27 protein-coding genes are annotated in these 25,381 nt (G+C 41.2%); 14 read left to right on the top strand and 13 right to left on the bottom strand.

Going from position 1 to position 25,381, the window contains the following annotated elements; all coding sequences use genetic code 11:
• Positions 1 to 7: 7 nt before the first annotated feature.
• The 6 genes from tolR to BKK48_RS02995 form a co-directional block, all read right to left on the bottom strand.
• Positions 8 to 427, bottom strand: coding sequence for a colicin uptake protein TolR (tolR, locus tag BKK48_RS03020; protein ID WP_077415961.1), 420 nt, complete (start codon positions 425 to 427; stop codon positions 8 to 10).
• A 71-nt stretch (positions 428 to 498) separates the two neighbouring features.
• On the bottom strand, positions 499 to 1,191 hold the full coding sequence (gene tolQ, locus BKK48_RS03015) for a protein TolQ (RefSeq protein ID WP_077426718.1): 693 nt from the start codon (positions 1,189 to 1,191) through the stop codon (positions 499 to 501).
• A 3-nt stretch (positions 1,192 to 1,194) separates the two neighbouring features.
• Positions 1,195 to 1,617, bottom strand: coding sequence for a tol-pal system-associated acyl-CoA thioesterase (ybgC, locus tag BKK48_RS03010; protein WP_077426717.1), 423 nt, complete (start codon positions 1,615 to 1,617; stop codon positions 1,195 to 1,197).
• Between the two features lie 91 nt (positions 1,618 to 1,708).
• Positions 1,709 to 1,993 carry a cyd operon protein YbgE gene (gene ybgE / locus BKK48_RS03005; RefSeq protein ID WP_077426716.1) on the bottom strand — a complete coding sequence of 95 codons (285 nt, stop codon included), beginning with the start codon at positions 1,991 to 1,993 and terminating at the stop codon, positions 1,709 to 1,711.
• A gap of 110 nt (positions 1,994 to 2,103) precedes the next feature.
• Complete coding sequence (cydB, locus tag BKK48_RS03000) at positions 2,104 to 3,240, bottom strand: cytochrome d ubiquinol oxidase subunit II (RefSeq protein WP_077426715.1); 1,137 nt, start codon at positions 3,238 to 3,240, stop codon at positions 2,104 to 2,106.
• Positions 3,241 to 3,254: 14 nt separating this feature from the next.
• Complete coding sequence (locus tag BKK48_RS02995) at positions 3,255 to 4,820, bottom strand: cytochrome ubiquinol oxidase subunit I (RefSeq protein ID WP_077426714.1); 1,566 nt, start codon at positions 4,818 to 4,820, stop codon at positions 3,255 to 3,257.
• 525 nt (positions 4,821 to 5,345) lie between these two features.
• Between BKK48_RS02995 and BKK48_RS02990 the strand changes: the two genes are divergently transcribed.
• Positions 5,346 to 6,677, top strand: a complete 1,332-nt coding sequence (locus tag BKK48_RS02990; protein ID WP_077426732.1) for an anaerobic C4-dicarboxylate transporter — start codon at positions 5,346 to 5,348, stop codon at positions 6,675 to 6,677.
• A gap of 532 nt (positions 6,678 to 7,209) precedes the next feature.
• Here BKK48_RS02990 and crp read toward each other — a convergent pair.
• From crp to coaBC, 5 genes are read right to left on the bottom strand one after another with little or no spacing between them, the layout of a single operon-like run.
• Positions 7,210 to 7,881: a cAMP-activated global transcriptional regulator CRP gene (gene crp / locus BKK48_RS02985; RefSeq protein WP_077426713.1), complete on the bottom strand. Its 672-nt coding sequence runs from the start codon at positions 7,879 to 7,881 to the stop codon at positions 7,210 to 7,212.
• Between the two features lie 18 nt (positions 7,882 to 7,899).
• On the bottom strand, positions 7,900 to 8,118 hold the full coding sequence (locus tag BKK48_RS02980) for a YheU family protein (protein WP_077426712.1): 219 nt from the start codon (positions 8,116 to 8,118) through the stop codon (positions 7,900 to 7,902).
• 21 nt (positions 8,119 to 8,139) lie between these two features.
• The gene (gene slmA / locus BKK48_RS02975) at positions 8,140 to 8,796 is read right to left on the bottom strand and encodes a nucleoid occlusion factor SlmA (RefSeq protein ID WP_077426711.1); all 657 of its coding nucleotides are present in this window, start codon (positions 8,794 to 8,796) and stop codon (positions 8,140 to 8,142) included.
• A 3-nt stretch (positions 8,797 to 8,799) separates the two neighbouring features.
• Positions 8,800 to 9,255: a dUTP diphosphatase gene (gene dut / locus BKK48_RS02970; RefSeq protein WP_077426710.1), complete on the bottom strand. Its 456-nt coding sequence runs from the start codon at positions 9,253 to 9,255 to the stop codon at positions 8,800 to 8,802.
• Between the two features lie 43 nt (positions 9,256 to 9,298).
• Complete coding sequence (coaBC, locus tag BKK48_RS02965; RefSeq protein WP_077426709.1) at positions 9,299 to 10,519, bottom strand: bifunctional phosphopantothenoylcysteine decarboxylase/phosphopantothenate--cysteine ligase CoaBC; 1,221 nt, start codon at positions 10,517 to 10,519, stop codon at positions 9,299 to 9,301.
• Positions 10,520 to 10,729: 210 nt separating this feature from the next.
• Between coaBC and radC the strand changes: the two genes are divergently transcribed.
• From radC to BKK48_RS02900, 13 genes are all read left to right on the top strand, one after another.
• The gene (radC, locus tag BKK48_RS02960; RefSeq protein ID WP_167366157.1) at positions 10,730 to 11,380 is read left to right on the top strand and encodes a RadC family protein; all 651 of its coding nucleotides are present in this window, start codon (positions 10,730 to 10,732) and stop codon (positions 11,378 to 11,380) included.
• Positions 11,381 to 11,588: 208 nt separating this feature from the next.
• Positions 11,589 to 11,825, top strand: a complete 237-nt coding sequence (rpmB, locus tag BKK48_RS02955; RefSeq protein ID WP_077426707.1) for a 50S ribosomal protein L28 — start codon at positions 11,589 to 11,591, stop codon at positions 11,823 to 11,825.
• An 11-nt stretch (positions 11,826 to 11,836) separates the two neighbouring features.
• Entirely contained in the window at positions 11,837 to 12,007 is a 171-nt protein-coding gene (gene rpmG / locus BKK48_RS02950; protein ID WP_005613503.1) for a 50S ribosomal protein L33, read from the top strand.
• A gap of 71 nt (positions 12,008 to 12,078) precedes the next feature.
• Positions 12,079 to 12,894, top strand: coding sequence for a DNA-formamidopyrimidine glycosylase (gene mutM / locus BKK48_RS02945; protein WP_077426706.1), 816 nt, complete (start codon positions 12,079 to 12,081; stop codon positions 12,892 to 12,894).
• Between the two features lie 266 nt (positions 12,895 to 13,160).
• Positions 13,161 to 14,702 (top strand): glycosyltransferase family protein, encoded by a 1,542-nt coding sequence (locus BKK48_RS02940; protein WP_077426705.1) that lies wholly within the window; start codon positions 13,161 to 13,163, stop codon positions 14,700 to 14,702.
• Between the two features lie 254 nt (positions 14,703 to 14,956).
• Complete coding sequence (gene nrfA / locus BKK48_RS02935; protein WP_208604177.1) at positions 14,957 to 16,480, top strand: ammonia-forming nitrite reductase cytochrome c552 subunit; 1,524 nt, start codon at positions 14,957 to 14,959, stop codon at positions 16,478 to 16,480.
• A gap of 65 nt (positions 16,481 to 16,545) precedes the next feature.
• Positions 16,546 to 17,202: a cytochrome c nitrite reductase pentaheme subunit gene (gene nrfB / locus BKK48_RS02930; protein WP_077426703.1), complete on the top strand. Its 657-nt coding sequence runs from the start codon at positions 16,546 to 16,548 to the stop codon at positions 17,200 to 17,202.
• Positions 17,199 to 17,876, top strand: a complete 678-nt coding sequence (gene nrfC / locus BKK48_RS02925; protein WP_077426702.1) for a cytochrome c nitrite reductase Fe-S protein — start codon at positions 17,199 to 17,201, stop codon at positions 17,874 to 17,876. The genes nrfB and nrfC overlap by 4 nt, the downstream gene beginning before the upstream one ends.
• Complete coding sequence (nrfD, locus tag BKK48_RS02920; protein WP_077426701.1) at positions 17,873 to 18,838, top strand: cytochrome c nitrite reductase subunit NrfD; 966 nt, start codon at positions 17,873 to 17,875, stop codon at positions 18,836 to 18,838. Before nrfC ends, nrfD begins: the two co-directional genes overlap by 4 nt.
• Positions 18,839 to 18,922: 84 nt before the next feature.
• Positions 18,923 to 20,833 carry a heme lyase NrfEFG subunit NrfE gene (nrfE, locus tag BKK48_RS02915; protein WP_077426700.1) on the top strand — a complete coding sequence of 637 codons (1,911 nt, stop codon included), beginning with the start codon at positions 18,923 to 18,925 and terminating at the stop codon, positions 20,831 to 20,833.
• Complete coding sequence (locus tag BKK48_RS02910) at positions 20,830 to 21,360, top strand: DsbE family thiol:disulfide interchange protein (protein ID WP_077426699.1); 531 nt, start codon at positions 20,830 to 20,832, stop codon at positions 21,358 to 21,360. The genes nrfE and BKK48_RS02910 overlap by 4 nt, the downstream gene beginning before the upstream one ends.
• On the top strand, positions 21,357 to 22,424 hold the full coding sequence (gene nrfF, locus BKK48_RS02905) for a heme lyase NrfEFG subunit NrfF (protein ID WP_077426698.1): 1,068 nt from the start codon (positions 21,357 to 21,359) through the stop codon (positions 22,422 to 22,424). Before BKK48_RS02910 ends, nrfF begins: the two co-directional genes overlap by 4 nt.
• Positions 22,421 to 23,629, top strand: coding sequence for a BaiN/RdsA family NAD(P)/FAD-dependent oxidoreductase (locus BKK48_RS02900; RefSeq protein WP_077426697.1), 1,209 nt, complete (start codon positions 22,421 to 22,423; stop codon positions 23,627 to 23,629). The genes nrfF and BKK48_RS02900 overlap by 4 nt, the downstream gene beginning before the upstream one ends.
• A gap of 163 nt (positions 23,630 to 23,792) precedes the next feature.
• Here the strand turns inward: BKK48_RS02900 and era are convergent, their stop codons facing one another.
• Both era and rnc read right to left on the bottom strand, forming a co-directional pair.
• On the bottom strand, positions 23,793 to 24,701 hold the full coding sequence (gene era / locus BKK48_RS02895; protein WP_077426696.1) for a GTPase Era: 909 nt from the start codon (positions 24,699 to 24,701) through the stop codon (positions 23,793 to 23,795).
• Entirely contained in the window at positions 24,698 to 25,381 is a 684-nt protein-coding gene (rnc, locus tag BKK48_RS02890; protein ID WP_077420423.1) for a ribonuclease III, read from the bottom strand. The genes era and rnc overlap by 4 nt, the downstream gene beginning before the upstream one ends.

Below are 25,381 nucleotides of genomic sequence, written 5' to 3'. Positions count from 1 at the left end.
TACTCTACTAAATTGGGTTTGTCATTAAACCAACGGATTTAATACCGGCTAAATGAAGCAAATTTAATGCTTTAATGACTTCTTCATAAGGCACTTCTTTTGCTCCTCCCACCAAAAACATCGTGTTGTTATCTTTATCAAATTCTTGCTTTGATAACTGGGTCACCATTTCTTCCGTTAAGCCTTCCTGACGCTCCCCGCCAATAGAAAGCGTATACTGCCCCACACCGGAAACTTCCAAAATAACGGGGGTTTTATCTTCATTTGACACATTTTGGCTTTGCACGGAATCCGGCAATTCAACCTGTACGCTCTGGCTAATAATTGGTGCCGTTGCCATAAAAATCAGCACGAGAACCAGTAATACATCCAAAAACGGAACAATATTAATTTCAGATTTAATTTCTTTGCGTGAACGACGAGTCATATTTTCCTCTAAAACTTCACTAAAAATGACCGCACTTTTCTTAAAGTGCGGTTGATTTCCTCGTTATTTTCTTAATGGGAATGAGGCGCTTTACCAAAGGCTTGACGATGTAGAATCGTCGTGAACTCATCAATAAAGTTACCATAATTTTGTTCAATCGCATTAACTCGTAGGCTTAAGCGGTTATACGCCATCACCGCAGGAATAGCGGCAAACAAGCCGATTGCTGTGGCAATCAATGCTTCTGCAATACCCGGTGCAACCATTTGTAATGTTGCTTGTTTTGCGCCACTCAATGCCATGAAAGCATGCATAATTCCCCATACTGTACCGAATAAACCAATATAAGGACTTACCGAAGCAACGGTTGCCAAAAACGGAACTCGGCTTTCAAGGGTTTCAATCTCACGGTTCATGGCAAGATTCATCGCTCGAGTGGTACCCTTAATAATGGCTTCAGGCGCATCAGCATTCACTTGTTTTAAACGTGAAAACTCTTTAAAACCCACAAAGAAAATCTGTTCGCTTCCTGTTAGGACATCACGGCGATTTGATAACCCTTCATATAATTTATTCAAATCCTCACCGGACCAGAAACGATCTTCAAAGGTATTGGCTTCTTTTAATGCATTCGTCAATACACGGCTACGTTGAATGATAATTGCCCAAGAAATGATTGAAAATAAAATTAAAATGACAATAACAAGTTGTACGACAATACTTGCTTTTAGAAAAAGATCTAAAAAATTGAGTTCTGCAGTCATTACCTACTCCGAGAAGGTTATATCGTTTGAAAAGGCGGATTTTATTTCCCTTGGAATTGCCGCCGGTTTCATTTTACCAAGATCAACATAGGCTACCTTCACGGTAGCCTTTGAGAGTATTATTGTTTCCCGCATCAGCCGTTGCTCAAAAAGGAGAGTCGCCCCTTTAATTGCGGTCAGTTCCGTTTCAACAATAAGATAATCATCGAGTTTTGCCGGAACACAATAATCAATCGCCATCGATTTGACAACAAAGGCGTGCTGTTGTTCCTGCATTAATACTTGTTGAGAAAAATTTTGTTTTCTTAAATATTCCGTTCTTGCCCGTTCAAAAAAATGCAGATAACGTGCATGGTAAACCACCCCACCCGCATCTGTATCTTCATAATAAACTCGCACAGGGAAACGAAAGATTTTTGAATTCACCTTTATTTTCCTTAATTCAACAATTTAGGGCTGTGTATTTTAGAGTCAGTTTTTACTCTTCGCAAGTACTTTCAAATCAGCAAAATCTAATTTACGAATAATGTAAAACTATTGATACGAGAAATGCCAAATAGCCAAAATAAGGAAAAAATACGACTTTCCAAAAAGTGCGGTTAATTTCAAAGCCCATTCCATGGATCCATGCGCAAACCACACCCCAGAGAATAAAAAGCACTAACAGTGGATTTGTTGTTCTTAATTGAGTGGAAAAAAAATTGAAATTAAACAACAGGGCAAGGGTTAATACCGCCGCCAAGATAAATGAAAGGGTTCTTAACGAACCCTTATTAACATATTGATAGAGAAACTGAATCATTATTCGTCAAATTGCCCTAAATTTTCTTTGTTTTTGGTAACTTTTACGCTTGCAAAAATTGCCGCTAAAATACCCACTACCCAAATTACATATAACATCTCATATCTCCTTTAGTATAATGAGTTTGTGTTTTCTTCCACAAAGCGTTCATCCAAACGACCAAACATTTTGAAGTATGACCAAATGGTGTAAGCCAAGGAAATCACCACAAAGACTAGTGCCAAGAAAAGCATCCAAGTGAGCGTTAATTCGCTAGATGTAGCATCCCACATTAACAAGCTTTGCTCCGGATGTGAGCTTGAAGGCATCACAAATGGGAACATGGATACCGCAGCTGTGATAATCACACCCGCCATTGTTAATGAGGAGAATAAAAATGCGAAGCCACAACGGTTTGCTTTAGAGAACGCCACATTTAATAAGGCACTCACCACAGCTAAGGCCGGGAAGATCCATAAAATCGGCATTTCATTGAAGTTTCTAAACCACGCACCGGTTTCAACCGCCACTTCTTTACCCATCGGAGAGGAAGGTGCAAAGTGATCAATCGTGCTGGTCACGACATAACCATCTTTGAAGTATAACCATACACCGGCGAGGATAAAGGCGATTAAGGTGACAAAAGCACCGATTTGACTAATCGAACGCACACGATCTCTGAGTTCAGCAGTGGTTTTCATCTGCAACCAGTTTGCACCGTGAGTCATGAGCATTGCAAGGCTAATCACACCGCATAATAAGGCAAATGGATTTAACAAAGCAAAGAATGACCCTGTATAAGTGACTTGTGCAATTTCATTAAATTCAAATGGTACACCTTGTAGTAAGTTACCAAATGCGACACCGAACACTAATGCAGGCACTAAACCGCCGGCGAACAAGCCCCAGTCCCATACCGCACGCCATGTCGGGTTATCAATTTTTGCACGATATTCAAAACCGAGTGGACGGAAGAATAATGCGGCTAATACCAACACTAATGCAATATAAAAGCCGGAGAATGATACCGCATAAACAATTGGCCATGCCGCAAACACAGCACCACCAGCGGTTAATAACCAAACTTGGTTACCATCCCAGTGCGGGGCAATTGAGTTAATCATAATACGGCGTTCCACTTCTTTTTTACCAGCTACAGGTAAAAGTGCGGTCACCCCCATATCAAATCCATCAGTAACAGAGAAACCGATCAGCAATACAATGACTAACACCCACCAAATAAAACGTAGAAATTCATAATCAATCATAATTCGTCTCCTGCTTATTTAGATGATTGTTCAAAATAGTATTTGCCGGTTTTCAATGCACTCGGACCTAAACGTGCATATTTAAACATTAAATACATCTCAACAACAATAAACGCTAAGTAAAGTGCACAGATTAAACCAATAGAGAACCAAAGATCACCCACACCTAAATTTGAAGCAGATACGCCAACCGGTAATACTTCATAGATTGCCCATGGTTGACGACCGTATTCGGCTAAGAACCAACCACATTCAATAGCAATCCAAGGTAAAGGCAAGCCCCATACCAATGCTCTTAGTAATAATGGGCTTTGTGTCACTTTATTACGTAGATTTTGAACAAACGCACCAAATGCTAACAAGGCAAGTAAACCACCCACAGCTAACATGGCACGGAATGCCCAGAAGTTAGGACCAACATTTGGAATGGTATCACGAGCCGCTTGTTTGATTTGTTCTTCTGTCGCATCAACCACTTTATCGGTATAGCGTTTTAGCAATAAACCAAAACCAAGGTCTTTTTTCACTTCTTCGAATTTTGCTTTCGTTTCAGGATTCACTTGACCTGATGCTTTTTTCTCTGCTTTTAATTGAGTGAAAAGATCATAAGCGATAATACCAGTGCGAACGCGTTGCTCATTTAACGCTTGGAGTTCTTTTAACCCGGTGATTTCTTTATCAAAAGAACGGGTTGCCACAATACCGCCAATCATTGGTACGCTGATTTCAAAATCATTTTTCATTTCGGCAGTATTCGGAATAGCGGCAATATGAAATGATGCAGGCGCCGGTTGGGTTTCAAACTCCGCTTCCATTGCGGCTAATTTTACCGGTTGGGCTTTACCAATGTCATAACCTGACTCATCACCTAGAATTAATACGGAAAGAGAAGCAATAAAACCAAAAGTGGCGGCAATTGAGAAAGAGCGTTTTGCAAATCCAAGATCACGACCTTTTAATAGATAGTATGCACTGATTCCTAATACAAAGAATGAACCTGTGACATAACCGGCAGAAAGGGTATGTAAGAATTTACTTTGCGCAACCGGATTTAACCATAAATCCATGAAGCTGGTCATTTCCATACGCACAGTTTCAAAATTGAATTCTGATGCCACCGGATTTTGCATCCAGCCGTTTGCCACCAAAATCCACATGGCAGAAAGGTTTGAACCAAATGCCACACAGTATGTTGCCAGCAAATGTTTACCTTTAGATAAACGATCCCAGCCAAAGAAGAATAAACCCACAAAGGTTGATTCTAAGAAGAATGCAAGTAATGCTTCAATCGCCAATGGCGCACCGAAAATATCACCTACATAGTGTGAATAATAGGACCAGTTAGTACCAAATTGGAATTCCATGATGATACCGGTAGTCACCCCAAGGGCAAAGTTAATACCAAATAACTTACCCCAGAATTTTGTCATATCTTTATAGACTTCTTTGCCTGTTACAACATAGGTGGTTTCCATAATTACTAATACGAAAGCCAAACCTAATGTTAAAGGGACAAAAATGAAGTGATATAACGCAGTTAAGGCAAACTGCAAGCGAGAAAGTTCAACAACGTCTAACATCTCAACCTCTTGTAAAAATTACAAGTCATTCACTATGATTAATAAAGGTCACCCTTAAATAACCACCCCACGCTTAATTCCGCTCACAAGCGGATTAAACAAATACTGAATATCCACACAACAAATCCTTTTGCTCATTTCAACAAAACAATAGGTTATAAGGCAGATAACTCAAGATAGGCCGTTATTCTACTACTAATCATAAGGATAAAAAACATTAAAAACGTTATCTCGATCACATTTTTGATACAAACGAGAAAATAACTCTTATCAAGTAGAGTTATGTAAATTGATCCATGTCAATTTCTCATTTTTTCTAGTAAAAACCGATTGTTTAGCGAAAACAATATCCGACCTCCTTTAAGCCCTTAAGAGAGATAATGTGGTTTTTCTTAGTCTTATTTGCCCATTCATTGCATTAGATCAATTTTCAACGAAAATCTTTCTCTAAAAAAGTGATCGACACTAGCCTTATGCCTAAAAAGGAGTATGATTGGCGCAGTTTTTAACTTTATTGAGGTATTTATGCTTTATTTAGAATTTTTATTCTTACTCTTAATGCTTTATGTGGGAAGTCGCTTTGGCGGTATAGGATTAGGCGTGGTATCCGGGATTGGATTGGCTATTGAAGTCTTTATCTTCCGTATGCCGGTGGGAAAAGCCCCTGTTGATGTGATGCTCATCATCCTTGCGGTTGTCACCTGTGCCTCTATATTAGAAGCGGCCGGCGGCTTGAAGTTTATGCTGCAAATCGCAGAGCGTATTCTGCGCAGAAACCCAAAACGGGTGACTTTACTTGGCCCTTTAGTAGTGTATTTTTTGACCTTTATGCTCGGTACTGGTCATTCTGTTTATACCATTATGCCAATTATCGGCGATGTGGCCTTAAAAAATAAAATTCGTCCTGAACGTCCAATGGCAGCCTCTTCAGTTGCTTCTCAACTTGCGATCACCTCTAGCCCGCTTTCGGCTGCTGTGGTGTTCTACCTCGGAAAGATCACTGCAATGCCGGGCTTTGAGCATATTAGCTTGTTAGATATTATCTGTGTGACCGTACCGGCAACCCTTGCAGGAACCATTGCACTTTCCTTATATAGTATGCGTCGCGGCAAAGAATTAGAGCAAGATCCTGAATATCAACGCCGTTTAGAAGACCCTGTATGGCGGGATCGTATTTTAAATACCACAAGCACAACCTTAAACGAAGCCCTTCCTCAAGGCGCAAAAAAATCCGTTTACCTTTTCTTATTGGCTTTGGTTGTGATTGTTGCGATCGCAATGATTCCGGAAATTCGAACCATCGGCACAGGGAAAGCGATTTCAATGTCACTTGTCATTCAAATGATGATGCTTTGTTTCGGTGGGATTATTTTACTTGCCACCAAAACCAATCCACAAATTGTGCCAAATGGCGTTGTCTTTAAATCCGGTATGGTAGCTGCTATTGCCATTTATGGTATCGCTTGGATGAGTGATACCTACTTTCAATATGCAATGCCGGAATTTAAAGCCGCTATCACCGATATGGTGCAAACCTATCCTTGGACATTCGCCTTAGCCTTATTTGCGGTGTCAGTGGTGATTAACAGCCAAGCAGCAACAGCGGTGATGTTACTTCCTGTGGGTATTGGTTTGGGTATTCCTGCCCCGATCTTGGTGGGATTAATGCCGGCTACTTACGCTTATTTCTTTATCCCGAATTACCCATCGGATATTGCCACTGTAAACTTTGATGTGACAGGTACCACAAAAATTGGTAAATATTATTTCAACCATAGTTTTATGATGCCGGGTTTAATCGGTGTCACCGTGGCTTGCCTTGTTGGCGTGAGTGTGGCGGAATTGATAATCCGCTAATTTCCCCTTTCTCTAAAAAAGCACCTTCGGGTGCTTTTTTATTCCAATTTTTATTGAGGCTTCCCTCAAAAGTGCGGTCAGAAAATGGAGAGTTTTATATCAATCATTGAAAATGTGGTCAAAACAGGGAGAGAATGATAACAAAACAAATCAACGGAAATTCGCTCATACGATGAATTTATTTGAATAAAATCAGAAAAAATGAGAAAGGTATTGAAGTGATTGGGGTGGTGAACTAAGCAGAATTGGTCTTAACAGCAAGTGGCTTACTGCACGCATCCCTGCGGGATTTCTACCTAGCCCACCATTGGAGGTGTTCTAGTCTGTGCGACATCAAACAATATAAGAGGTTTTTCAACCAATTAAAGCCACTTTTCAGGAGACCAATCCTGTCTTCCTACATACCGTGCAGGAATTGTGCGTATCATAGATCCCTTTAGCGTCATTGTCAATTTAATGTATCGTTATTTGAAGATTAAATATGCAAATAATTTTACAGACAAAAAAACCACCTTTCGGTGGTTTTTAATGACTATCTCACGCCATAAACAACAATGGTTTTACCATGGGCGTGAATAAGATTTTGGTCTTCCAGCATTTTGATTATGCGTCCTACCGTTTCACGAGAACAGCCCACCATTTGACCAATTTCCTGACGAGTAATTTTGATCTGCATCCCATCAGGATGGGTCATCGCTTCTGGTTGTTTAGCAAGACTAATCAATGTTTGCGCAATACGTCCGGCCACATCTAAAAAGGCAAGATTACTGACTTGACGGGAGGTATTTTGCACACGGCGAGCTAACTGAGCCGTTAAAAACATCAGTATTTCAGGATTAATTTGAATTAACTGACGGTATTTTTTATAAGAAATTTCAGCAATTTCACAAGGTGTCTTGGTTTTCACCCATGCTGAACGTTTTGAACCTTCATCAAATAGCCCCACCTCACCAAAAAACTCACCGGCACTGAGATAAGTCAAAATCATCTCTTTGCCCTCATCGTCTTTTGCTGAAACCATTACGGTTCCTTTAATCACATAATAAAGTGTGGTGGCATCTTCACCGGCATGAATCAATGTGGACTTCGCCGGATATTTATGTAAATGGCAATGTGTCAAAAACCAATCTAAAGCGGGATCCCTTGCCGAACGATCTTCAGGGGGTTGTTCCACTTCAACATCTGCATCGATATAATCTGACATATTGACTCCTTATCAGCTCTATTTCAAAAATTCCATTTTATCTTTTATGTCAATGGATTCGTGCAATTCCGACCAAACAATTACCGCACGTCCATTGCAGATTTTTGTTAATAATTGCGCCTTTTTTTGTTCGAGGGAAACCTCTTCAACACCGTAATCCGTTCCCTCCCGCAATACTACGCTTTCAATAATATTATCAAGAGTTGTCGGTTCTAAGTCTTGCCACGGAATAATCATATATTTCCTCTCGAAAGTCAATCAAGCAAACAGCGGCTCAATAAAGCGCCATTGCTGTTCGAAAGATTGATTTGAGGTGGAGCGAAAGTTAGTGCGCACGTAACGCATAAATTGCCCCTCACATAAGGTAACCAAATGTGCGGCAATCACACGCACATCCACCGCAAACCCTTTTCCTTCACGCAATTTGCGCATTTGTAAAATATTCACAAACTGCATTTCAAGACGATCAAAAAACTGGGCGACACGCAGTTGTAATTGAGGATCTTCAAACATTAAAGCATGACCGGTTAAAATGCGGGTTAATCCCGGATTTTTGCGGGCAAAATCCAAAATCATCTGCAAAATGTCATGAACACGGTTCATGGTGTTCGTTTCGTTGCGAATGGAGGCATTAATTCTGCTCAGTAAATTATTTTCGATATTTTCAATCAACGCCTCAAACATCTTGGTTTTGCTTGGAAAATAACGATAAAGCGCCGCCTCAGACACGCCCACCTCTTGGGCTAAACGTGCGGTGGTCATTCTCTCCATTCCACGCTCGGAATGAAGCATATGGGTCAACACAGTCAGCACTTGCTGACGGCGTTCTTTCACTGTACGTTTTTCGATTTTAGGTGCTTTCACTTCCGGTGCTATTTCCTCCACACCGGATAAAGATAATTGCTCTTCTACCATAAATTATTGTTTACCCGAATGACCAAAACCGCCTGCACCACGTTCTGTTTCTGCAAATTCATTCACAATATTAAATTCTGCTTGCACCACCGGCACAAACACCAATTGTGCAATGCGATCCCCTACTTCTACTTTAAAAGGCTCAGTGCCACGATTCCACATTGACACCATCAAAGGGCCTTGATAATCGGAATCAATCAACCCCACCAAATTACCCAATACAATGCCATGTTTATGCCCTAAGCCTGAGCGGGGTAAAATCACCGCAGCAAGATTAGGATCGGCAATATAAATGGATAAACCGGTTGGAATAAGTTTTGTTTCTCCCGGCTGAATTTCAAATGCCTCATCAGTCAATGCGCGTAAATCTAACCCGGCAGCCCCCTCTGTGGCATAAGTCGGTAAAGGAAACGCTTCACCAATCCGTTGATCTAAAATTTTCACATCAATTTTTTTCATTTAATACTCCGTTTGAAACTGTTATTAGCCCCAATAAGGTGACTCAAAGTGCGGTCAAAAATGACGATGTTTTTCTATATTGTTCAATAATTTCATCGACAAGGTCGGCCGCCAACTCTTTTTTGGATTTTAACGCCAGTATTTTACTTCCGCCTTTCCAAAAAAGTTGCAATGCATTTTCCTCAGCATTAAAGACCTGCCCGTTCGACACATCATTCGCACAAATCATATCGAGGTTTTTGCGTTGAAGTTTATCTTTTGCATAATCAGCAACATGTTGCGTTTCTGCGGCAAACCCTACGGTGAAAGGGCGTTTTTCCTCTAAATGCCCCACATCCGCAATAATATCGGGATTTTTAATGAGTTTGAGCTGCATTTCAGCTTCTGATTTTTTGATCTTCTGCTCACCCACCTTTGCCACACGATAATCCGCCACAGCGGCACAACCGATAAAAATGTGATTTTTAACCGCACTTTCAAGAGCGATATGCCACATTTCTTGGGCAGAAATCACATTAATTCGATTAACATTTTTTGGGCTAATAAGATTAACCGGACCACTAATGAGCGTCACATTAGCGCCTCGTTTTGCAAAGGCTTCTGCAAGAGCAAAGCCCATTTTGCCAGAGCTGTAATTGGAAATATAGCGCACAGGGTCAATAGGCTCACGGGTTGGACCTGCTGTAATCGCCACATTGAGCCCCTGTAAATCTTGATCCTGATAAAAGAAATCCGAAAGTGCGGTCAAAATTTCCTCCGGTTCAGACATCCGCCCTGCTCCCACATCACCACAAGCTTGGAAACCACTATTCGGCCCAATTAATACCACGCCTCTCTCTTGAAGTGCAGTCAAATTTTGTTGAGTGATTTGTTGTGCAAACATTTGTTGATTCATTGCCGGAGCAAGAAAAATGGGCGAAGAAGTTGCCAAACATAGGGTAGAGAGCAAATCATTAGCCATGCCTACGCTAAAACGAGCAATAAAATCCGCACTTGCCGGTGCAATCACAATCGCCTGCGCCCATTTTGCCAGTTCAATATGCCCCATGGCCAATTCTGCTTGTGGATCTAACAAAGATTGTGACACGGCATGACCGGAAATTGCCTGTAAAGTAAGCGGGGTGACAAATTCCTCAGCCGCCGGTGTTAATACCACACGAACCTCGGCCTCGGCTTTACGCAATAAACGAATAAATTCAATCGTTTTATAAGCGGCGATACCACCGGTTATCCCCACAACAATACGTTTTCCGCTTAAATTCATTGTTTCTCCAGACTAAATAAGTTTGTTAGTACTTAACCACAACCTTGGCATTTTACTTCAATTTAACAAAATAAAAAATTTTATTTTTACGAACCTTTCCGCAGTTCTTCCCTTGATTTATCGCTTAATATTCAAAGTGCGGTCAACATTCACCGAGATTTTACTCACATAAAAGAAAACTAAGAGAAAACGATGGAAGCCACTGAACTGATGCCGCGTGAAAAATTACTAAAATATGGTGCAACCCAACTGACCGATCACGAACTTCTCGCTATTTTTTTACGCACCGGTGTCAAAGGTTGTCCCGTGATGACGCTTTCAGAACAGGTGCTCCAACATTTTGGTTCACTTCGCACTTTACTTTCGGCCAACCAACAGGCTTTTTGTTCGGTAAAAGGTTTGGGCATTACCCAATTTATTCAACTCCAAGCGACCACCGAAATGACAAAACGTTATCTCAAACAAGAAATGTTAAACTCTCCCGTTTTTCACGAACCGGAAATCGTTAAACTCTATTTACGCACCGAATTACAACAGGAAGAACGGGAGGTTTTTATGGTGTTATTTTTAGACAATCAGCATCGACTTATTAAAAAAGAGCGGTTATTTTTAGGAACGATTAATGTTTCAAACGTATATCCTCGAGAAATTATAAAAGAAGCCCTTTATTGCAATGCTGCTGCACTGATTTTGGCACATAATCACCCTTCGGGCATCGCCGAACCCAGCTATGCGGATCAAATCATTACACAAAAAATTTGTGATTCGGCAGAATTAATGGAAATTCGAATTCTTGATCATTTTATTGTGGGAAAAAATGATTGCTATTCCTTTGCAGAACATCGTCTGCTTTCAATTTGATATTTAAAGTGAGAGTTTTTACGCCTCACGCCAAGGAAAATCGCATTTATGCTTGAGAAATAAAAATAAAGTCAGTATAATCTGCGACCTTTAATATAGTAAGCGGGTCGGATCAGCGCGACCTGACGAGGTAACGAGCTTGGTTTCAGCCAAGTTTAAACAATCCGAACCGTAAGCTCGAGCTTATATTTAATTATTGGAGATTATTATGTCTAGAGTTTGTCAAGTAACAGGCAAGCGTCCGGCTGTGGGTAACAATCGCTCACACGCAATGAATGCGACACGTCGTCGTTTTCTTCCAAACCTTCATACTCACCGTTTTTGGGTGGAAAGTGAAAAACGTTTCGTAGCCTTACGTTTAACTGCGAAAGGTATGCGTATTATTGATAAAAAAGGCATTGATGCAGTGTTAGCTGAAATCCGTGCTCGTGGCGAAAAAATCTAAGGAGCTAAAACATGGCAGCGAAAGGCGCTCGTGAAAAAATCCGTTTAGTTTCTACTGCAGAGACCGGTCATTTCTATACTACTGATAAAAACAAACGTAATATGCCTGAAAAAATGGAAATCAAAAAATTTGATCCAGTAGTGCGTAAACACGTTATCTATAAAGAAGCAAAAATCAAATAATTTTGCTGATTTGAAAAAGCCCGAGATAACTCGGGTTTTTTTGTACACAAAATCTATACACGATCTCAACTATGCCCGAATTACCTGAAGTCGAAACCGCCCTACGAGGTGTCAGCCCTTATCTAAAAGGCTTTATGATTGAAAAAATTGTCGTTCGCCAGCCACAATTACGTTGGTCGGTTTCTCCTGAGCTGATGGCATTAGAGAACGTCAATCTTCTCAAGCTTACCCGCCGTGCAAAATACCTTATTCTTCATACGGAGCAAGGCTATATCATCGGGCATTTAGGTATGTCCGGCTCTGTGAGAATTGTGCCGCACAACAGCCCCATTGATAAACACGATCATGTGGATATCGTCATGAATAACGGGAAGTTATTACGCTATAACGATCCCCGTCGTTTTGGCGCTTGGTTGTGGACGGAAAATCTTGAGGAATTTCATCTCTTTTTAAAACTTGGCCCAGAACCTCTTTCCGAAGAATTTAACGCCGAATATCTCTTTAAAAAATCTCGCAAAAAACTGACCGCACTTAAAACCTTCCTGATGGATAATGCCGTTGTGGTCGGTGTGGGGAATATTTACGCCAATGAAACACTATTTTTATGTGGTTTACATCCCCTCAAAGTCGCCGCCAATCTCACCCGAAAACAATGCGAACTTATCGTTGATACAATCAAAAACGTCCTTACCAAAGCCATTGAACAAGGCGGAACGACCCTCAAAGACTTCTTACAACCCGATGGCCGCCTCGGCTATTTTGCGCAAGAATTATTGGTTTATGGCAACAAAGGCAAACCTTGTCCAAAATGTGGAACAAAAATTGAAAGTCTTATCATCGGGCAACGCAATAGCTATATTTGCCCACAATGCCAAAAGAAAAAGTAAAATTAAGCTCGCTTAAAATAGAATTTCAATGTGTAGTTCTTCACAACCAAGCAATTCTCTTAACAGGATATTTTTCCAATCTTAATTAGGAGCAAAAAACTGCTTCACTGTATGTGTTTTACCTTAAGCTCTTTGTTCTTATCTCAACTTGAGTTTTTTTCATTTAAATTTAGAATACCCCATTGCTGTAGAGGATAATTCTTACAATCTCTTAGCAGGAGTCATTCAAATTCAATTTATCAAACCGAATCAGGAATAACAAAATAATGAAACAAGGTCTTGCGCTTAAGCTTTGTTCCGATTTAATGATGGTTAATTTTAATCAAGAATTTCTTGAAAAGTTACAAGTTCTCGTTTGGAATCGTGAATTAGGAACAAAAGATAAACTTCACCATACAAAAGAATCTACTTTTTCAGCTATTTTTATTGATGCAGATCTTTCTTATTCTAAAGAAAATTTGTTGTGTTGGATAAGGGTATTGAAAAATGATGGTTGGCTGTTAATGGAAAGCATTGCTGAAAGAACACCAGAGATGTTGAAAGCACTTTTTCCTGATCTTTTAACAGTACATGAACAACCCAATCCCAATATTTGGGTCTTCAGTAAAAATGTTATCAATACCGCTGAAATCCACACAAAGATAATACAAGCACTTAATGAAAAGGCTCCAATCTCTCACCTTCTTCCGCTATTGGACAAAATGGAATATGCCTCACCACATTCCGTTTTGTCTCATTTTATCCGAAGTAAATTATTTCATAATGTACCCTTTGTTAGCCATGAAAGTTGGCAACGCTTGTCCGACAGAACCCTCTCTCGGGGAATGAACATCTATACAGCCTTAAATACGTTGTCCAATGGAAATTATCAAATAGGCTTTCAACAACGAGAAAGCGTTTTAGGCCATGCTCATCTACGTCGAACCCCAACACCTCCATCGGAAAAATTTTATGAGAAACGTTGGAAAGGTGAAGATTTAGCAGGAAAAACGATCGTAGTTTGGACTGAGTTTGGTTTAGGCGATGAAATTATGTTTGCTCAATTGGCCTATTATTTTAAAACCCAAAGAGCAACAGTGAAATGGATAGTGCAAAACCCGATTGTTTCTCTTATTTCCTCCCACCCCGATATTGATTGGCTGATTGATTCCACCAAATTGAAAGATCAATCCATCGATCAATCAAAGCTCATCGGAGAATTTGATTATTGGGTTTATCCACACGAAATTTTAGCTTATGTAAGCACACCTTTTCTACATTTACCTAAACGCTTACCTTATCTTTTTGCAGATCCCGATATGCAGAAAAATACTACACATTTATTTCCAGATACGGGAAATTTAAAAGTCGGTATTGTTTGGCGTGGTGACCCAACTCACGAAAATGATGCCTACCGTTCTATTCATCATTTAGGCCATATTGAAACCCTATTTCAAATGGAAGGGATCGATTGGTATTGCGTTCAAAAAGCCTGTAATGAACAGGAAGTACGTTTACTGGAAAAATACAATATTCCCAATGTAGCGAAAAGTGCAAAGGATTTTGCTGAAACGGCAGCAATGTTGCCTCACCTTGATTGTCTCGTTTCCGTTGATACTTCCGTGGTTCACGTTGCCGGTGCAATGGGCATTCCGAGTTTATTGATGTTGCCTTATATTGGAGATTGGCGTTGGGGATTGGTTGAATCAAGTAATCTTTGGTATCCAAGCGTTCAACTTTTCCGTTGTTCGACACCATTGCCAGTTTGGGATACAGTGATTGAAGAAATAAAGCAAGTATTAACCGAACGCAAAAGTTGGAAACGATAAAAAAATTAACCGCACTTTTGATAATCCCAAGTGCGGTTAAATTTTCCTCTTCACCCCTACCTCTTTAGGTGTATTTTTGTTTTTTCTTTTGATCTAAAGCAACTTTTTCATCAATAGCCCTAGAAAATCACCATACTTTTGTTATTGTTATTCTCGAACTGAACTATCTTTATTGAGTAAGATCAATAAGTTATCGATAATAGTTTGCATTTGAATTACTTTATTCTTCCCCACTTTTTTATGGAGTGTTTATCGTGAATACATTAAGAAAAAGTCTTATTTTGGCTGCCTCTTTCGCTGCCCTAGGCGCTTATAATTCGGCAATGGCTGAAATGGTTTATAAACCGGTTGAGCAACCCGTTGAGGCTCCGAACCCAAATTTAAAAATTGAAGCGGTGAATGAAAAATTCGCAGAAAAATATCCAAAACAGTTCCAGTCTTGGAAAGCGACAGAAAAAGGCGATAAATTAATTTATGCCGATGAAGAAGATCCTCGTTTAATCGTGCTTTGGGGCGGATATGCTTTCTCCAAAGAATATAACGCACCACGAGGCCATGCTTACGCCATTAAAGATGTGCGCGATATTTTGCGTACCGGCGCACCAAAAACTGCGAATGACGGTCCTCAACCAATGGCATGTTGGACGTGTAAAGGGCCTGATGTACCTCGTTTAATCGCAGAATGGGGGGAAGAAGGTTACTTTAATGCCAAATGGGCAAAAGGTGGGCCTGAAGTCGTGAACTCTATCGGTTGTGCAGACTGTCACGATACCACCTCTAAAGAGTTTGCAGAGGGAAAACCGGCATTGCGTATTGCACGTCCACATGTTTTGCGTGCTTTAGATCATCTTAATAATGCCTTACAAGCCAAAGCAAAAGCAGAAGGAAAATCACAAGCAGAGTTGAGTTTTAACACGGCGGCACGCACAGAACAACGTGCGGAAATCTGTGCAAACTGTCACGTTGAATACTATTTTGCCGGTGATATCAAACAGGTGACCTTCCCATGGAACAATGGGCAAACTGTTGATGATATTGAGAAATACTACGATGACATTGGTTTCAGCGATTGGACACACTCCCTTTCTAAAGCGCCAATGTTAAAAGCACAACACCCTGACTTTGAAATTTGGTCTTTAGGGATGCACGGTAAAAATGGGGTAACCTGTGTAGACTGCCATATGCCAAAAGTACAGGATGCCGATGGCACTGTTTATACGGATCACCAAATCCAAAACCCATTTGATGCCTTTGATTCCACTTGTGCAAACTGCCATGATCAAAGTAAAGAAAAATTAAAAGAGATCGTTGCTTCCCGTAAAAAAGACGTGAAAGATGTGATGGGTCGTTTAGAAGATCAAGTAGTGAGAGCACACTTTGAAGCCAAAGCGGCTTGGGATGCCGGTGCAACCAAAGAAGAAATGGAAGCGGCATTAATGGATATCCGTCACGCACAATGGCGTTGGGATTACGCAGCAGCAAGTCATGGTGGTCATATGCATGCACCTGATGTGATGCTTCGTGTATTAGGCTCCGGTTTAGATAAAGCGGCAGATGCACGCACGAAACTCGCTGCAATCCTAACCAAACACGGCGTAAAAACACCGGTTGAAGTACCTGATATCTCTACAGCAGAAAAAGCCTGGAAAGTGATGGGTATTGATATCGAAAAAGAACGTCAAGCCAAAGAAGAGTTCTTAAAAACAGTTGTACCTCAATGGGAAAAAGAAGCGAAAGCCAACGGCAAATTAGCTGAAGACAGCGCAACAAAACAATAAGAAACCTTACCGCACTTTTCGGGTAAAAGTGCGGTTGTTTTCCATCATAAATTTGAGGTTCCAAAATGAATTTAACGTCTTTTCTTCGCAATATGGCAAAAGCGGCTGCATTTCTTCTCTTTGCGGCAGCAACGCCAATGATTGCTCATGCACAAGCGGATTCAACACTCAGTTATGAGCCGCAATTAGACAATCAACGTGATCCAAACCAATATTGTGCAAAATGCCATAAATTTGACAAAGTAGATAAAAACCAAACCTTAGATCAATCCGGGGGAGAGTTACACTTTGGAAAATTCCATGGTACACACTTAAACCAAAAAAATCCGAACAACGGCAAACCAATCACCTGTGTAAGCTGTCACGGTAATATTACTGAAAACCACCGTCGTGGGGCGAAAGATGTCATGCGTTTTGAGGGGGATATTTTTGGTGAGAAAAAACCAATGTATTCCGTACAAGAACAAAACCAAATCTGTTTTGCTTGTCACCAACCGGATAAACTGCGTGAAAAATTATGGGCACACGATGTTCATGCGATGAAATTGCCTTGTGCAAGTTGCCACACCCTGCATCCAAAAGAAGACGCAATGAAAGGTATTCAGCCAAAACAGCGTGTTAAACTTTGTGTCGACTGTCACGGTGAACAACAAAAACGCCAATCTGAAAAAGAAAAATTGTCAGAACAAGAAAAATCAACCGAACAAAAGGATAAACAATGACAACTTGCTCACGCCGAAACTTTGTTTCCGGCATGGGGGCGGTGATCCTTATGACGGGAACCTCTTTAACTTCTTTAGCAAAAGAAGACAAGGCGGATAAAACCAAACGTTATGCGATGATACATGATGAAACGGCTTGCATTGGCTGTACTGCCTGTATGGATGCCTGTCGTGATGTCAATCAAGTACCGCAAGGCGTATCTCGTTTAGAGATTTTGCGTAGCGAACCTTATGGCGAATTTCCAAATCAGGAATATGAGTTTTTCCGTCAATCTTGCCAACATTGTAGCAACGCACCTTGTGTGGCCGTTTGTCCGACCGGGGCTTCATTTATTGACAGTGAAACAGGCATTGTTGATGTACATAAAGATTTATGTGTCGGCTGCCAATATTGTATTGCAGTCTGCCCATATCGTGTGCGTTTTATCCACCCTGTGCATAAAACTGCCGATAAGTGTAATTTCTGTCGGGATACCAATTTAGCCAACGGTAAACAACCGGCTTGTGTGGAAGCTTGTCCGACAAAAGCCCTCACCTTTGGCGATATGAACGATCCGAATAGTGAAGTGGCGCGTAAAGTCAAAGAAAAACTGGTTTATCGCACCAAAGTGGAATTAGGTACACAACCCAATCTTTACCATATTCCATTCCAACATGGGGAGCCTAGAAGATGACGTTAGATTATCCAGTTCCGTTCCACACCCCAAATTTAGTGTGGGATTCAACCATTGCGATCTATTTGTTTTTACTTGGGATCTCATCCGGTGCGGTACAACTCGCCATTGCATTCAAACGCAGTAATAAATTGGAAAATCCAAGCCAAAACTGGATTATTCGAGCTGGGGTTATTTTAGGCTCGGTACCCACATTAATCGGTTTAACCCTATTAATTTTTCACTTGGCACGCCCTTGGACATTCTGGAAATTGATGTTCAATTATCAATTTAATTCTGTCATGTCCATGGGGGTCATGCTGTTCCAAGTGTATATGTTGTTTTTGGTCTTATGGGCGGTGGTGATCTTCAAAAATGAGATAGAAGCACTCATTCAGCGTTTTATGCCAAAACTCCGCTTTGTGATGAAATTCATTGGTTTTGCCGAACGTTTAATGAGCCCGGTAGAGGTGATTTTATTCGTATTAGCGGCGGTTTTAGGGGCCTATACCGGTTTTCTACTTTCTGCGTTAATCAGCTATCCAATGTTAAATAATCCGGTATTGCCGGCATTATTCTTAGCATCAGGTACCTCATCCGGTATTGCGGCAACTTTCTTAATCATTCTTATCGCAGGCAAATTGAAAGGGGATTCTCACGAATCTCACTTTATCCACAAATTTGAAGTGCCGATTATGGTAACCGAACTCGGCTTATTAGTGTGCTTCTTTGTAGGATTATATTTTGGTGGCGGGCAAAAAACCTTGGCGTTATACAATGCCCTTTCGGGATTCTGGGGAGCCGTATTCTGGATTGGTGTTTTCTTTATCGGTATTTTGATCCCATTAATCGCCAATATGTTTGCCTCTGACCGATTCAAATATAACCGCAGCTTTATTATTTGGGTATCGATTTTCGACCTGATCGGGGTACTCTGTTTACGCTACTTTATTTTGTATGCGGGACAATTAACCGTAGCATAAGCAAAGGTTGTTTTATCAAGAAAGGCGTATTACTATGCGCCTTTCTTTTTTGAAATCATACACATTAATCACTAAAAATTTATTATGCTTCCAGAACTTGGCTTTCTCTCTCTTTTAATTGCCACCCTCAGTGCATTATTTCTTGCATTGTTGCCACAGGTGGGGCTATTTAAAAAAAATACTACCTTAATCAATTCGGCTTGGTGGTTAAGCTATGTTTTCACTATTTCCACCACAATCTCTCTTGCCATTCTCGCTTATTCTTTTGCCATCGATGATTTCACCCTAGAATACGTTGCAGCCCATTCCAATTCCCAACTGCCTACCTTTTTCAAAGTTGCCGCAACTTGGGGAGGACATGAAGGATCAATGTTATTCTGGTTGTTTTCATTGAGTTTATGGTTGACTGCTTTTGCTTTTTTTAACCGAAAAAATGACCGCACTTTTTCCGCTCAAAGCCTCGCTTTACTAGGGTTAATTTGCTTTGGTTTTGCGTTATTTATTTTGTTTTATTCCAATCCCTTTGGACGAATTTTCCCCGCACCGATGGAGGGCCGAGATCTCAACCCGATGTTGCAAGATATTGGGCTAATTTTCCACCCGCCATTACTTTACATTGGCTATGTGGGCTTTGCGGTGAATTTTGCCATGAGCCTAAGTGCCCTCATTTATCATCAACCTGTGCAACAAATCGCCAATAAAATGCGAAGTTGGGTCTTAGTATCATGGTTATTTTTAACCCTTGGCATCGTACTGGGTGCATGGTGGGCCTATTATGAATTAGGCTGGGGCGGCTGGTGGTTCTGGGATCCGGTAGAAAACGCCTCGCTTATGCCATGGTTGCTCGGGCTTGCTTTACTACACAGTTTAGTCATCGCTGAAAAACAAGGGGGATTTCCTTATTGGACAACCTTATTTTCTCTTCTCACCTTTGCTTTCAGCGTACTCGGCACCTTTATTGTTCGCTCAGGTGCACTCACCTCCGTCCACGCCTTTGCTGTTGATAACACCCGAGGCTATGCGTTACTGCTCATTTTCTTTTTACTCTCCTTATTGGCTTTTGGATTATTCGCACTACGTTCAAATCATACACCAGAAAGTGCAGTCAAATTTCAGCTTGTTTCAAAAGCCGGTGGGATGTTATTACTCAATATTTTATTAACCATTGCTACGGTTTCCACCTTTTTAGGCACTTTCTACCCCATGTTATTTCAAGCGATGAACTGGGGGTCTATTTCAGTAGGCAGCCCCTATTTCAATAGCATTTTCTTACCTATTTTAACGATTATGCTCGTGGCAATGGTGGTTTCTCTCTCATTACGTTGGGCAAAATTTGACAAAACCTTTTTTCTACGCCGTTTATTATTGATTGTCCCAGCCGGAGGCATTGGTTTATTGATGATTTGGCAACAAATTCATCATAACGAAGCACTTCGTTTCCACGGTTTTGCTTTCCTTTTATTAACCCTTGCCATCTGGCTTTTCTTTGCGACCTTATGGCAAAATTGGCGAAAAATCCACCTCTCACAATTGGGAATGATTTTTGCCCATTGCGGTGTGGCGATTGCCACCATGGGGGCGGTGATGAGTAGCTATTTTGGCAGTGAAATCGGTGTTCGCCTTGCACCACAACAAAGCCAAAAACTCGGTCAATACGAATTTTATTACCGCCAATTTTCGAACGAAATCGGCCCTAATTTCACCACCGAAGTGGCATTTTTTGACGTGACAGAAAAAGGGAAACCTTACGCCACCATCATCCCGGAACGCCGTTATTATGATGTTCGCACAATGACGATGAGTGAAGTCGGTTTAAGTGGCGGCTTCTTTGGCGATCTCTATATCGTCATGGGCGATCCTCTAGGGAAAGGGGAATTTACCTTCCGTCTGCATTACAAACCGCTTATTCGTTGGCTTTGGGCAGGCGGAGTTTTAATGGCATTAGGAGCACTTTGTAGCACATTGGGTGTACGCCGAAAACAGGAAAGATCATGAAGAAAAAACTCCTCTTTTTTACCCCGCTATTCATGCTTTTAGGGGTATGTATCTTATTAATTGCCGGGCTAAACCAAGATCCGAAAAAGCTTGCCTCTGCACTCATTGATAAACCCGTGCCGGAGTTTTATCAAGCAAACTTATTAGCGCCGAATCAAACCCTCAGCCTAAAAGATTTCCCTAAAACCCCCTTTTTATTAAATGTATGGGGCAGTTGGTGTGGTTATTGCAAAGAAGAACATCCGTTATTAATGGAGATCGCCAAAACGCTTCCTATCATCGGCATTGATTATCGGGATAATCCACAAAAGGGACGAGAAATGCTCAAAAAAATGGGTAATCCTTTCCTTTTGACGATAGATGACAGCCAAGGGGAACTGGCTATGAAACTCGGTGTAGACGGCGCGCCGGAAACCTATTTAGTGGATGCTAACGGTATTATTCGTTATCGTCATTCCGGATTACTTGATCGAGAAACCTGGAAAAATGTCTTTCTTCCTAAAATTCAAGAATTAATGAAAAAATGAAAATCTTTTTAACCGCACTTTTATTCTGCTTTAGCTTGTTTACCCAAGCCGAAATGGTGGATACTTATCAATTCAAAAGCTCGGCAGACCGCACCCGTGCAGTAGAGCTAGCGAAATCGCTACGTTGCCCGCAATGTCAAAATCAAAACTTGGTGGAATCCAATTCCCCTATCGCCTACGATCTGCGTATTGAAGTGTATAACATGGTCAACGAAGGAAAAACCAATCAGCAAATTATTGATACGATGACGGCTCGTTTCGGCGATTTTGTCAATTATAAGCCCCCTTTTCAATGGAATACGGCATTATTATGGTTATTACCCATTGGATTATTCCTGCTCGCAGCAGGGTTGATTTGGTCTTCTCAGCAAAAAACAGCGCAGCTCAAAGAGCATTCATCCTCTTCTCCATTAAATTCGACATTAAAAGCGGTTGAACAAAACGAACCCACTACGCTTGCCACCCAAAAGTCTAGTGGAAAAATCACCCTCAGTATTTTGGCGTTACTCGTTGCTATTCCCCTTGGCTATTATTTATCCCTCGATCGTTTTTCACGCCTACAAGAGGGCGAGCAAGCGATGATTGCTCAGCATAACAAGCAAATTGAAATGGCCGATTTTCACAAAAAAGAAGATGTTATCGGCAAAATTCAAGATAAATTGCGGGCTGATCCGAATAATACCGAGGATTGGATTCAACTGGGTGAGGCTTATGTGCAAAATAATGAATTTGATCACGCCCTCATCGCCTATGCCAATGCGGAAAAATTATCGGGCAGTCAACCCAATATTTTAGGCTTAAAAGCGACCGCACTTTATTATCAAGCAGGGCAACAGATAACGCCTGAAGCACAGCAACTTTTAAGCCAAGCCCTCACTCAAAACCCCAAAGAAATTGCCAGTCTTTCTTTGCTCGCTACCCTTTCCCTTGAAGCACGCAACTATACGCAAGCAAAAGATTATTTACAGCAATTGTTAGATACCGGCAATGCCGCCGTAGATCGCCGAATGGTCATTCAACGAATGAAAATGTTGGAGTTTTTAGACCGAGGGCAAGCCCAGTGAAACATTATTCCGAAACCCTGATTATCGGGGCCGGGGCTGCCGGTTTATTTTGTGCCGCACAATTAGGCAAACAGGAAAAAGAGGTTACCATTTTAGATAAAGGTAAAAAAATCGGACGAAAAATCTTAATGTCCGGCGGTGGTTTTTGTAATTTTACCAACCTTGATGTGACACCCAACCACTATCTCTCGCAAAACCCACATTTTGTCAAATCCGCCCTCGCCCGTTATACCAACTGGGATTTCATTTCGCTCGTGGCGGAATACGGCATTGCCTATCACGAAAAAGAACTCGGACAACTTTTTTGTGATGAAGGGGCAGATAAAATCGTTGGGATGTTGGCGACAGAATGTGAAAAATATCAAGTCAATCTTCATCTACGCAGTGAAATATCGCAGGTTGAACGGGTTGAACATGATGAAAAGGTGCGATTTAAGGTCACTGCCAATGCGATACAATGGCAATGTAAAAACTTGGTCATTGCCACCGGTGGGCTTTCCATGCCGGGGCTTGGTGTCACGCCTTTCGGTTATCAAATCGCTGAACAATTTAATATTCCGGTAGTTCCCCCTCGGGCTAGCCTTGTGCCTTTTACTTATCGAGAAACCGATAAATTTTTGACCGCACTTTCAGGCATTAGCCTACCGGTTACGGTAATGGCAAATTGCGGAAAATCCTTTCATAATCAGTTGCTTTTCACTCATCGGGGAATTTCCGGCCCTGCTGTATTGCAAATTTCGAATTATTGGCAGCCTAATGAAAGCGTGGAAATTGATTTACTGCCGACACACAATATTGAAGAAGAAATCCAACACATCAAACAGCGCACCCCAAAACTGATGCTAAAAACCCTACTCAGCCGCTTGTTACCGAAAAAATTAGTCGAACTATGGTGGGAACAAAAGCTCATTGAAGATGAAAACATCGCCAATCTCAGCAAAGTGCGGTTAAAAAATTTGGCGGATTTAATTCACCACTGGCAATTTACCCCCAATGGTACAGAGGGCTATCGCACCGCAGAAGTCACCTTGGGCGGTGTCGATACCCGCTATCTTTCTTCCAAAACCATGGAAAGCCAACAAGTACAAGGCTTATATTTTATTGGTGAAGTATTAGATGTAACCGGCTGGCTTGGCGGTTATAATTTTCAGTGGGCATGGAGTTCGGCTTATGCTTGTGCGCTAGGAATAAGGGAAAAAATGTAGGGACACACTGCGTGTGTCCGAATTTTAACCTATTGAAATAATTTGATTTTATAACGGACACACGCAGTGTGTCCCTACAAATAACGCCTAAATCATATTTCAGTCACTGCGATATAATACCGGCTTTCTACCTCATAAAACTTACGGAAAAACAACCGCTCTTTTATTCATCCATATAGCCTAAACTGCGTAATGCACGTTCATCATCTGCCCAACCGGATTTCACTTTCACCCATAATTCAAGATGCACTTTGTTATCAAATAAACGCTCCATATCTGCACGGGCTTCCATACCGATCCTTTTGATTTTTTGCCCTTGTGTACCAATCACCATTTTCTTTTGACCTTCACGTTCCACCAAAATCAATCCGTTAATTTCATAAGTGCCACGTTCATTGACTTTAAATTGTTCAATTTCTACGGTAACCGAATAAGGCAATTCCTCACCGGTAAAACGCATCAATTTCTCACGGATAATCTCCGAAGCCATAAAACGCTGTGAACGATCCGTTACATAATCTTCAGGAAAATGATGTACGCCTTCACGCAAAGCTGAACGTACAATTTTTTCCAATTGGTGAACATTATTTCCCCGTTGGGCGGAAATCGGCACAATATGGGCGAAATCAAATTTTTCGCTTAATTCGGTGATAAAGGGCAATAAATCATCTTTATTTTTGATGTTGTCCACTTTGTTAATTGCCAATACCACCGGGGCTTTCGCATTGCGAAGTTTGTTTAACACCATTTCATCATCGGCATTCCAATGGGTTCCGTCCACCACAAAAATGATGAGATCCACATCGCCAATCGCACTGCTTGCTGCTCGGTTCATTAAACGGTTAATGGCACGTTTTTCTTCAATGTGCAAGCCCGGGGTATCCACATAAATTTCTTGGTAAGCCCCTTCGGTTTTGATCCCCACAATGCGGTGGCGGGTGGTTTGCGCTTTGCGTGATGTAATTGAGATTTTTTGCCCTAAAATTTTATTTAAGAGCGTGGATTTCCCAACATTCGGGCGGCCTACAATGGCAATAAAACCGCAATAGGTTTTGTCAAATTGTGCTGTCATTTGATATCCAATTCTTTTAATACTTGTTCTGCTGCCGCCTGTTCTGCTTTACGGCGGCTTGAGCCTTTCGCCACAAAAGTGCGGTCAATTTTATCGATATTTTTCACTTTACATTCCACAGTGAAAGTCTGGCAATGAGGTTCCCCTTGAATGTTAATCACCTCATAGCTTGGCAATGCCAGCCCTTTACTTTGTAAATACTCCTGCAGGCGGGTTTTGGCATCTTTTTGATTATCGCCGGGTTTGATTTCGGCTAACAACCTTTGATACCAAGTTCGAACCACTTGGGTGGTGAGAATAATGCCCTGATCCAACGACATCGCCCCAATAATCGCCTCCACGCAGTCTGCAAGAATAGATTCACGACGAAAACCACCGCTTTTCAACTCACCGGAACCAAGAGAAAGATATTCCCCCAGTTCAAACTGACGGGCTAACATCGCGAGCGTTTTTTCTCTTACCAAGGTTGCCCGCATACGGCTTAGTTCGCCTTCGTTACAATGGGGGAATTGATGATACAACGCCTCCGCAATAGTGAAATTGAGGATAGCATCGCCAAGAAACTCTAAGCGTTCATTGTGTTTTGTAGCGGCACTACGATGGGTGAGCGCCAATTTTAAAAGCGAAATATCCTTAAATTGATACCCGATTTTTTGCTCTAATCTCGCTAAATGATTCAT

The organism is Rodentibacter heidelbergensis (genome assembly GCF_002000125.1).
Taxonomy (GTDB): domain Bacteria; phylum Pseudomonadota; class Gammaproteobacteria; order Enterobacterales; family Pasteurellaceae; genus Rodentibacter; species Rodentibacter heidelbergensis.
The sequence above is the reverse complement of the archived record's forward strand: the minus strand, read 5'-3'. Positions and strand labels throughout refer to the sequence as shown.

What these genes read in the sequence shown, in the direction of transcription:
- rnc (WP_077420423.1), bottom strand. Translation starts at nt 25,381, where the DNA reads ATGAATCATTTAGCGAGATTAGAGCAAAAAATCGGGTATCAATTTAAG.
- dut (WP_077426710.1), bottom strand. Translation starts at nt 9,255, where the DNA reads ATGAAAAAAATTGATGTGAAAATTTTAGATCAACGGATTGGTGAAGCG.
- tolR (WP_077415961.1), bottom strand. Translation starts at nt 427, where the DNA reads ATGACTCGTCGTTCACGCAAAGAAATTAAATCTGAAATTAATATTGTT.
- radC (WP_167366157.1), top strand. Translation starts at nt 10,730, where the DNA reads ATGCCGCGTGAAAAATTACTAAAATATGGTGCAACCCAACTGACCGAT.
- ybgE (WP_077426716.1), bottom strand. Translation starts at nt 1,993, where the DNA reads ATGATTCAGTTTCTCTATCAATATGTTAATAAGGGTTCGTTAAGAACC.
- mutM (WP_077426706.1), top strand. Translation starts at nt 12,079, where the DNA reads ATGCCCGAATTACCTGAAGTCGAAACCGCCCTACGAGGTGTCAGCCCT.
- BKK48_RS02980 (WP_077426712.1), bottom strand. Translation starts at nt 8,118, where the DNA reads ATGATTATTCCGTGGCAAGACTTAGAACCGACAACTCTTGATAATATT.
- nrfB (WP_077426703.1), top strand. Translation starts at nt 16,546, where the DNA reads ATGAATTTAACGTCTTTTCTTCGCAATATGGCAAAAGCGGCTGCATTT.
- era (WP_077426696.1), bottom strand. Translation starts at nt 24,701, where the DNA reads ATGACAGCACAATTTGACAAAACCTATTGCGGTTTTATTGCCATTGTA.
- BKK48_RS02990 (WP_077426732.1), top strand. Translation starts at nt 5,346, where the DNA reads ATGCTTTATTTAGAATTTTTATTCTTACTCTTAATGCTTTATGTGGGA.
- BKK48_RS02940 (WP_077426705.1), top strand. Translation starts at nt 13,161, where the DNA reads ATGAAACAAGGTCTTGCGCTTAAGCTTTGTTCCGATTTAATGATGGTT.
- nrfC (WP_077426702.1), top strand. Translation starts at nt 17,199, where the DNA reads ATGACAACTTGCTCACGCCGAAACTTTGTTTCCGGCATGGGGGCGGTG.
- slmA (WP_077426711.1), bottom strand. Translation starts at nt 8,796, where the DNA reads ATGGTAGAAGAGCAATTATCTTTATCCGGTGTGGAGGAAATAGCACCG.
- tolQ (WP_077426718.1), bottom strand. Translation starts at nt 1,191, where the DNA reads ATGACTGCAGAACTCAATTTTTTAGATCTTTTTCTAAAAGCAAGTATT.
- rpmG (WP_005613503.1), top strand. Translation starts at nt 11,837, where the DNA reads ATGGCAGCGAAAGGCGCTCGTGAAAAAATCCGTTTAGTTTCTACTGCA.
- cydB (WP_077426715.1), bottom strand. Translation starts at nt 3,240, where the DNA reads ATGATTGATTATGAATTTCTACGTTTTATTTGGTGGGTGTTAGTCATT.
- BKK48_RS02995 (WP_077426714.1), bottom strand. Translation starts at nt 4,820, where the DNA reads ATGTTAGACGTTGTTGAACTTTCTCGCTTGCAGTTTGCCTTAACTGCG.
- nrfE (WP_077426700.1), top strand. Translation starts at nt 18,923, where the DNA reads ATGCTTCCAGAACTTGGCTTTCTCTCTCTTTTAATTGCCACCCTCAGT.
- rpmB (WP_077426707.1), top strand. Translation starts at nt 11,589, where the DNA reads ATGTCTAGAGTTTGTCAAGTAACAGGCAAGCGTCCGGCTGTGGGTAAC.
- BKK48_RS02910 (WP_077426699.1), top strand. Translation starts at nt 20,830, where the DNA reads ATGAAGAAAAAACTCCTCTTTTTTACCCCGCTATTCATGCTTTTAGGG.
- nrfD (WP_077426701.1), top strand. Translation starts at nt 17,873, where the DNA reads ATGACGTTAGATTATCCAGTTCCGTTCCACACCCCAAATTTAGTGTGG.
- coaBC (WP_077426709.1), bottom strand. Translation starts at nt 10,519, where the DNA reads ATGAATTTAAGCGGAAAACGTATTGTTGTGGGGATAACCGGTGGTATC.
- nrfF (WP_077426698.1), top strand. Translation starts at nt 21,357, where the DNA reads ATGAAAATCTTTTTAACCGCACTTTTATTCTGCTTTAGCTTGTTTACC.
- crp (WP_077426713.1), bottom strand. Translation starts at nt 7,881, where the DNA reads ATGTCAGATTATATCGATGCAGATGTTGAAGTGGAACAACCCCCTGAA.